Source organism: Kitasatospora arboriphila, from assembly GCF_039528095.1.
GTDB classification, from domain to species: Bacteria; Actinomycetota; Actinomycetes; order Streptomycetales; family Streptomycetaceae; genus Kitasatospora; species Kitasatospora arboriphila.
Map to the genome: position 1 here is coordinate 42,307 of NZ_BAAALD010000048.1, position 7,438 is coordinate 49,744.

Consider the following 7,438-nt stretch of genomic DNA (forward strand, 5'->3'; position numbering starts at 1 on the left):
ACGCGTCGTCCGGCCGCCGCCGGCCGCCCGCGGTGCCTGCGCGACCGATCCGGAGGCGGGGGCGGTCCCCGATCTTCCAAGAAATCTCGACATGAAGTATCTTGATGTCGAGATTTATGTCGGAGGAGACGAGCGGGGGGATCGCCCATGCGGCGGAAGCGGAACACCGGCGGACTGGTCGCACAGCTGCGGCAGCCACCGGGCGGCCGGGACGGCCGGACGATGCTGCTCGCCCAGTTCGTCGACCGGACCGGCACCGGCGTGTGGTCGGCCGCGGCCGTGCTCTTCTTCACCTTCGTCCGCGGCCTCGACGCCGGGCAGCTCGGCCTGCTCCTCGGCGTCGGAGCGGTCGCCGGGATCGCCGGATCGCCGCTCGCCGGCCGGGCGGCCGAACGGTTCACCGTCCGGGGCCTGCTGACCGCCTGCCACCTGCTGCGGCTCGGCACCACGGGCCTGCTGCTGGTCGTGCACGACTACGCCGTGCTGCTGGCCGTGGTGGCCCTCACCTGCCTCGGCGAGCGGGCCGCCAAGACGCTGGAGATGCTCTTCGCCACCCGGGTCGCGGGCGAACGCCGAGGCGTCTACCAGGCGCTCTTCCGCAGCACCGCCAACGCCGGCTACGCGCTCGGCGCGGGCATCGCGGCCCTCGGACTGGCCGTGGGCACGCCCGCCGCGTACCGGGCGCTGATCCTCGCCAACGCCCTCTCCTTCGTCCTGGCCGCCACCCTCGTCCTGCGCACCCGGGAGCCGGCCGGCCACGGGTCGGTCGTGGCCCGGCACGCGGACGGCGGGGGAGCGGGGCCCGCGGACGGGTCCGCCGCACCCGGCCCCTGGCGGGACCGCGGCTACCTGCTGTTCGTCCTGCTCGACATCCCGCTGAACCTCGACGACTCGGTGCTCAACGTGGGCCTGCCGCTCTGGCTGGTGCACCGCACCGAGGCGCCGCACGCCCTCGTCCCCGCCTTCCTGGTGGTCAACACCGTCCTGGTGGTGCTGCTCCAGCTACGGGTCTCCGCCTGGGCCGAGGGGCCGCACGGGGCGCTCAAGGCGCTGCGCTGGTACGGGGCGGCGCTGCTGGCCTGCTGTCTGCTGCTGGCGGCGTCGACCGGCGGCGGCCCGGGGTGGGCCTCGGCGGCACTGCTGGCGGCCGCCGGCCTGGTCACCCTGGCGGAGCTGCTGCGCTCGGTGAGCTCCTGGGAACTGGCGGTGAGCCTGGCGCCGCCGCGGGCCCGGGCCTCCTACCTGGGGGTCGCCGGGATGGCCCAGTCGGTGCAGAAGTCGGTGGGGCCGCTGCTGCTCACCGGCGTGGTGACGGCCGGCGGCCCGCTCGGCTGGATCGCCCTGGGCGCGGCGGCGACCGGCCTCGGCGCGGTCCAGCGCCGCGCGGGCCTGCGCCGGCTGGCCTCGCGGGCCGCCCGGGCGCCCGGGGCCGCACGGGTGCAGGGCGCCGCTCAGGCGTCGCCGGTGGTGCCGCTGCCCGGCGGGGCCGAGGGCGCGCCCGTCCCCCCGGCCGGGGTCCCGGCGTCCTGAGGGCGGCGGACGCCGGTGGCCGGGGGTCGAAAACGGCCTCGTACACCACTCTTCCGCTGTCCGCCGTCCGGGCGACATGTGCGTCTGGTCACATCGCTCCTCACAAAAATGCTAGGACGTCCTACTATATTTGGTGAGCAGTCTCCGCCGAACCGACATGAGGGTCCTCCATGAGCGATCTGCACCGTCCCGTGCACCCCGTCCGACTGGTCACCGCGTCGGCACTGTTCGACGGGCACGACGCGTCGATCAACATCATGCGGCGGATCTTCCAGTCCCAGGGCGCCGAGGTCATCCACCTCGGACACAACCGGTCCGTCCAGGAGGTCGTCGACGCGGCCCTCGAGGAGGACGCCCACGGCGTGGCCGTCTCGTCCTACCAGGGCGGACACGTGGAGTACTTCGAGTACCTCGTCGAGCGGCTGCGCGAGGCCGGCGCCGAGCACATCCGCGTGGTCGGCGGTGGCGGCGGCGTGATCGTGCCCGAGGAGATCGACCGGCTGCGCAGCAGCGGCGTCACCATCTTCTCGCCCGAGGACGGCCAGCGGATGGGCCTGGCCGGCATGGTCAACTCGGTCGTCGAGGACTGCGACTTCGACCTGTGGGACGGCCGGGCCGCCGACCTGGACGCCCTGCTCGCCGGCGACCGGTTCGCGATCGCCCGCAGCATCACCGGCGCGGAGCTGGGCAAGCTGCCCGCCGACTTCACGGAGCGGGTGCGCGCCGCCGCGGCGACCAGGGTGACCCCGGTCCTCGGCATCACCGGCACCGGCGGCTCCGGCAAGTCCTCGCTCACCGACGAGCTGGTCCGCCGGTTCCGCGTCGACCAGCAGGACAAGCTGCGGATCGCCGTCATCGCGGTCGACCCGACCCGCCGCCGCGGCGGCGGCGCGCTGCTCGGCGACCGGATCCGGATGAACTCCCTCGACGGGAACCGGGTCTTCTTCCGCAGCCTCGCCACCCGCGGCAGCCACGAGCTGCCCGAGCACCTCTCCGACGTCCTCGCCGTCGTCAAGGCCGCCGGCTTCGACCTGGTGATCGTCGAGACGCCCGGCATCGGCCAGGGCGACGCGGCCATCGTGCCCTTCGTCGACACCTCGCTGTACGTGATGACGCCCGAGTTCGGCGCCGCCTCCCAGCTCGAGAAGATCGACATGCTCGACTTCGCCGACGTCGTCGCCATCAACAAGTTCGAGCGCCGCGGCGCCAAGGCCGCCCTGCGCGGCCTCGGCCGCCAGCTCGTCCGCAACCGCGAGGCGTTCGGCACCAAGCCCGAGGACATGCCGGTCTTCGGCACCTCCGCGGCCACCTTCAACGACGACGGGGTCACTGCGCTCTACCAGAGCCTGCGGACCGCCCTCGCCGAGCACGGCCTGCCGGTCACCGACGGCGCCCTGCCCGAGGTCTCCGTCCGCCACTCCTCCGGCATCCGCCAGGTCGTCCCCGCCGAGCGGGTGCGCTACCTCGCCGAGATCACCGAGACCGTCCGCGGCTACCACGCCGAGACCGAGCGGATCACCGAGGCCGCCCGGTCCGTGCAGCGCCTGGACGCCGTCCGCGGCCAGCTCGCCGACGCCGGCCACGACGCCGCGAACGTCGAGGCACTGCTCTCGACCGCCCGCAAGCAGCTCCCGCACGAGGTCAGCGAGCAGATCGACAACTGGCCCGCCGTGGTCGCCTCCTACTCCGGCGACGAGCAGGTCGTCGTCGTCCGGGACAAGGAGATCCGCACCAAGCTGACCCGCGAGTCCCTCTCCGGCAACCGGATCCCGCGCGTCGCCCTGCCCGGCTTCACCGACCACGGCGAACTGGTCGGCTTCTGGCGCCGCGAGAACCTGCCCGGACTCTTCCCGTTCACCGCCGGCGTCTTCCCGTTCAAGCGGGACGGCGAGGACCCGGCCCGCATGTTCGCCGGCGAGGGCGACCCGTTCCGCACCAACCGCCGGTTCAAGCTGCTCTCCGAGGGCCAGCCCGCCACCCGGCTGTCCACCGCCTTCGACTCGGTCACCCTCTACGGCCGGGACCCCGACGAGCGCCCCGACATCTACGGCAAGGTCGGCACCTCCGGCGTCTCCGTCGCCACCCTGGAGGACATGAAGGCGCTCTACGACGGCTTCGACCTCGCCGCGCCCACCACCTCGGTGTCGATGACCATCAACGGCCCGGCGCCCACCGTCCTGGCGTTCTTCCTCAACACCGTGATCGACCAGCAGACCGAGGCCTTCCGCGCCGCCGAGGGCCGAGACCCGTCGCCCGAGGAGGCGGCCGGCCTGCGGGCGCACGCGCTGGCGAACGTCCGCGGCACCGTGCAGGCGGACATCCTCAAGGAGGACCAGGGCCAGAACACCTGCCTGTTCTCCACCGAGTTCTCGCTGCGGATGATGGCCGACATCCAGGAGTGGTTCATCGCCAACAGGGTCCGCAACTTCTACTCCGTCTCCATCTCCGGCTACCACATCGCCGAAGCCGGCGCGAACCCGATCAGCCAGCTGGCCTTCACCCTCGCCAACGGGTTCACCTACGTCGAGGCGTACCTGGCGCGCGGCATGCACATCGACGACTTCGCGCCCAACCTGTCGTTCTTCTTCTCCAACGGCATGGACCCGGAGTACTCCGTCCTCGGCCGGGTCGCCCGGCGGATCTGGGCCGTGGCGATGAAGCACAAGTACGGCGGCAACGAGCGCTCCCAGAAGCTGAAGTACCACGTGCAGACCTCGGGCCGCTCGCTGCACGCCCAGGAGATGGACTTCAACGACATCCGCACCACCCTGCAGGCGCTGATCGCCATCTACGACAACGCCAACTCGCTGCACACCAACGCCTACGACGAGGCCGTCACCACCCCCTCCGAGGAGTCGGTGCGCCGGGCACTGGCCATCCAGCTCATCATCAACCGCGAGTGGGGCCTCGCCATGAACGAGAACCCGCTGCAGGGCTCGTTCGTCATCGACCAGCTCACCGACCTGGTCGAGCAGGCCGTGCTCGCCGAGTTCGACCGGATCAACGAGCGCGGCGGCGTGCTCGGCGCCATGGAGACCGGCTACCAGCGCGGCCGCATCCAGGACGAGTCGATGCTGTACGAGCAGCGCAAGCACGACGGCAGCCTGCCCATCATCGGCGTCAACACCTTCCGCCGCCCGGGCGGCGACGGCGAGCCCCAGCAGCTGGAGCTCGCCCGTGCCACCACCGCCGAGAAGGAGTCCCAGCTGGAGCGCGTCCGCGGCTTCCAGCGCGGGCACGGAGCGGAGGCCGCCGAGGCGATCGCCCGGCTGAAGACGGCCGCCATCAGCGGCGAGAACGTCTTCGAGGTCCTCATGGACGCCGCCCGGGTCTGCTCCCTGCAGCAGGTCACCGAGGCCTTCTTCGAGGTCGGCGGCCAGTACCGCCGCAACGTCTGACCCGAACGGACACCACCACCGGGCCCCGGACCGCCACGCAGGTGGCGGGCCGGGGCCCGGCCTGTTCCGCCGGGCAGCCACGGCGGCCGCGCGATCCCCGCGCCGACGGGTGATCCGTGCGCGGCACGGCGTGGCCCCGGTGCGCGGGCGGGCCCCGCGGCCTACCGTCGTGCGGGACCGGAACAACGGGAGGACGCAGTGCCGGAGCAGAAGATCACGACGTTCCTGTGGTTCGACCACCAGGCCGAGGAGGCGGCGCAGTTCTACACCTCGCTGTTCCCGGACTCCCGGATCGTCGGCGTGCAGCGCTACGGCGAGGCGGGACCGGGTGCGGCGGGCTCGGTGATGACCGTGTCCTTCGAACTCGCCGGGCAGCGCTACCTCGCCCTCAACGGCGGCCCGATCTTTCCGTTCACCGAGGCGATCTCGCTCCAGGTGAACTGCGACGACCAGGCGGAGGTCGACCGCCTGTGGGACGCCCTCACCGCGGGCGGCGGACAGGAGAGCGACTGCGGCTGGCTGAAGGACCGTTACGGCCTCTCCTGGCAGATCACCCCCCGCCGGCTGACGGAACTGCTCGCGGACCCCGACCCGGACAGGTCCCAGCGGGCGATGCGCGCGATGCTGCAGATGCAGAAGATCGACATCCAGGCGCTGGAGGACGCCCTCGTGGCCGGCGGCGCCACTGGACCGGCCGAGTAGACACCCCGGCCGCCGCGCCGACTTCTTTGTGCCATCTGCCAGTACGGCGGTCGGACGGGTGCGGAGGAGACTCTCTGCCACGGCCCGGAGCCCCGCAGGCCCCCGATCCCGGAGGGCCGGCGGGGCAGGGCGCAGGACGACGTGCAGGAGGGGGCAGCACATGGCTGTGCAGCAGTACGACGGGATCGGCGAGGCGTTCGAGGGGTTCAAGTCCCTGCCGCTGATGCGCTACGGGGAGGTACCGAGCTTCCTCGGCATGGTGGGCGAGGTGAAGGGCAGGTCCGTGCTCGACCTGGCCTGCGGCACCGGCTTCTACAGCCGGGAGTTCAAGCGGCGCGGGGCCGCGGAGGTGCTCGGCGTCGACATCTCCGTCGAGATGGTCGCCGCCGCGCGGGACATCGAGCGCCGCGACCCGCTCGACGTGCGGTACGAGGTCGGAGACGTCGCGGAACTCCGGTCCTTCGACCGGCAGTTCGACATCGCGCTGGCGGTGCAGTGCCTCAACTACGCCGAATCCGCCGCGGCGATGGAGCGGATGTGCCGCAACATCCACCGCAGCCTCGTCCCGGGCGGCGAGTTCTTCCTGCTCGTCCAGAAGCCCGACTACCGGTTCGACTGCGCCTCCCTCGCGGAGTACGGCTTCCGCTGCGAACCGGCCGGCGAGGAGACCGAGACCGGGCCGCGGGTACGGGTCACCGCCCTCCTCGAACCGCAGCCGATCACCATCGTGACCACCGCCCCGCGCCGCGAGGTCTACGAGGGCTCCCTGCGGGCGGCCGGATTCACCGCACTCGAGTGGGTGCCGATCCAGGTGTCCGAGGCCGGCCTCCGCGCCCACGGCCAGGACTTCTGGACGGACCTCCTCGACCGGCCGCCGCTGGAGATGCTGCGCTGCCGCGCCTGACCCGGGCCCGGGCCGGCCCCGCGGACGCCGCGGACGATGAGCCCGTCCGGGTGCCTTCCGGGCCTCCCGCGACCGCGGGAGGCCCGGCGGGGGTATGCCGTCCCGGGACAGCACACCCGAGGGACGCGGCAAGGAGAACGACGTGTACGCAGCAGTGCGGCGGTACGAAGGCGTGACGGACCCTGCCGAGGCGGGACGCCGCGTGGCGGAGGGATTCGTCCCCCTCCTGCGCCAGGTCCCGGGCTTCGTCGCCTACTACTGGGTCGACGCCGGGAACGGCGTGATGATCTCGACCAGCGTGTACGAGGACCAAGCCGGAGCCGAGGAGTCGGTCGCCAGGGCCGCCGACTTCGTCCGCGACCACCTCGCCTCCCTGCTCCCGAACCCGCCCCTGGTGACGGCCGGTCAGGTCGTCGCCGCCGGCTAGGAACTGCCTTCAAGGGCGCTCGGGGGGTCGATTCAGGGGCGCGTGGGGGTACCTCCCGGCCGAAGGCCGGGGGAGAACTGCGCAGTGCCCGGGAGGGTGCTCCTGACGGATCCGGCTCACCGCTGGTCCGTTTGGTGGCCCGCATCCGAATTGCGCAATTCCCCCCGCCCCTCGCGGTGCTCTCTGAGTACGGATACTCATTGCGCCCCGGCCGTTCGGGAGCGGATGATCTCCACCGCCATGATTTTCACGAGGGGGCGGGGATGATCGAGTACGAGGACGCCGAGTACGAGGACGCCGAGTACGGGTCGGAGGGGGCGGCGGCGCCCGGGCGGCGGCGTGCGGTCCGGATCGGTGTCGCGGTCGTCTGCGGGACCATGCTGGCGGTCGGCGGTTTCGGCGTCTACAACATCGCCGGCGCCGTCCGCGGCGGGGCCGGCGGGGGGGGGGGGGGGCCGGCCGCCCCGGGCGGGGGGG

5 protein-coding genes and 1 pseudogene are annotated in these 7,438 nt (G+C 72.5%); all 6 read left to right on the forward strand.

Going from position 1 to position 7,438, the window contains the following annotated elements; all coding sequences use genetic code 11:
- The first annotated feature begins 147 nt into the window (after positions 1-147).
- Positions 148-1,530, forward strand: a complete 1,383-nt coding sequence (locus ABD353_RS23485) for an MFS transporter (protein ID WP_344625632.1) — start codon at positions 148-150, stop codon at positions 1,528-1,530.
- Between the two features lie 170 nt (positions 1,531-1,700).
- On the forward strand, positions 1,701-4,928 hold the full coding sequence (icmF, locus tag ABD353_RS23490; RefSeq protein WP_344625633.1) for a fused isobutyryl-CoA mutase/GTPase IcmF: 3,228 nt from the start codon (positions 1,701-1,703) through the stop codon (positions 4,926-4,928).
- 198 nt (positions 4,929-5,126) lie between these two features.
- Entirely contained in the window at positions 5,127-5,630 is a 504-nt protein-coding gene (locus tag ABD353_RS23495; RefSeq protein WP_344625634.1) for a VOC family protein, read from the forward strand.
- A gap of 160 nt (positions 5,631-5,790) precedes the next feature.
- On the forward strand, positions 5,791-6,534 hold the full coding sequence (locus ABD353_RS23500; RefSeq protein WP_344625635.1) for a class I SAM-dependent methyltransferase: 744 nt from the start codon (positions 5,791-5,793) through the stop codon (positions 6,532-6,534).
- 142 nt (positions 6,535-6,676) lie between these two features.
- A complete protein-coding gene (locus ABD353_RS23505; RefSeq protein WP_344625636.1) occupies positions 6,677-6,961 on the forward strand; it encodes an antibiotic biosynthesis monooxygenase family protein in 285 nt (94 codons plus the stop codon).
- A gap of 263 nt (positions 6,962-7,224) precedes the next feature.
- A pseudogene (locus tag ABD353_RS23510) lies at positions 7,225-7,438 on the forward strand (hypothetical protein); the annotation flags it as partial.